This window comes from Streptomyces musisoli (genome assembly GCF_016741855.1).
Taxonomy (GTDB): domain Bacteria; phylum Actinomycetota; class Actinomycetes; order Streptomycetales; family Streptomycetaceae; genus Streptomyces; species Streptomyces musisoli.
On record NZ_JAERRH010000100.1, the window covers coordinates 1 to 818 of the forward strand.

Sequence of the window (818 nt, forward strand, 5' to 3'; positions counted from 1 at the left end):
CCTGCCCGTCGGGGACACCCCGCACCGGGAGACCGCCCTGCCGCCGGGCGCGCTGATCACCGGCATCACGCTGCCGCCCGCCCCGGTCGCCGTCAACTCCCGCTACCGCAAGGTACGCGAGCGAGCCTCGTACGCGTTCGCCATCGGCTCCCTCGCCGCGGCGCTGGACGTCCGTGCCGGCGTCGTGCAGGACGTACGCCTCGCCTTCGGCGCCGTCGCCTCCCGTCCGTGGCGCGCCCTTGCCGCCGAGCGCGTCCTGACCGGTGCTCCGGCCGGTCCCGAGACCTATGCCGCCGCGGCCGCCGCCGAGCTGGCGGCTGCACGGCCGCTGCCGCGCAACGGATACAAGGTGGACCTCATCCGCAACCTCGTGGTGGCCGTCCTGACCGAACTCGCCGAGGAGGCCGCACGATGACCGCCTTCACCACCGAAACGCCCCCACGTGCGGCCTCCGTCGGCACCGCCCACACCCGTGTGGAGGGCCGGGACAAGGTCACCGGGGCAGCCCGCTACGCGGGCGAGGTGCCCTTCGCCGGCCTCGCGCACGGCTGGCTGGTGCTCTCCACGGTCGCCCGCGGCCGCATCCGCGCCCTCGACACCGACCCCGTCCTCGCCATGCCGGGCGTCCTCGCCGTCCTGGACCACCGCAACGCCCCACGCGTGACGACCGACTACACGAGTCTGATGGGCATGCGCCCGGACCTTACCTGCGCCGTGTTCCAGCACGACCGGATACCGCACCTGGGCTGGCCGGTGGCGCTGGTCGTCGCCGAGACCTCCGAGCAGGCCAGGGAGGCCGCCGAAGCACTCGTGGTGCA

Annotated in this window: 1 protein-coding gene and 1 pseudogene; both read left to right on the forward strand. The window is 74.4% G+C overall.

The features are described from left to right. On the forward strand, nucleotides 1-415 hold a 415-nt coding region (locus JK361_RS40630), incomplete at its 5' end, for an FAD binding domain-containing protein (RefSeq protein WP_372448796.1). Then, nucleotides 412-818, forward strand: a pseudogene (locus JK361_RS40635) (xanthine dehydrogenase family protein molybdopterin-binding subunit); the annotation flags it as partial. The gene JK361_RS40630 and the pseudogene JK361_RS40635, both read left to right, overlap by 4 nt.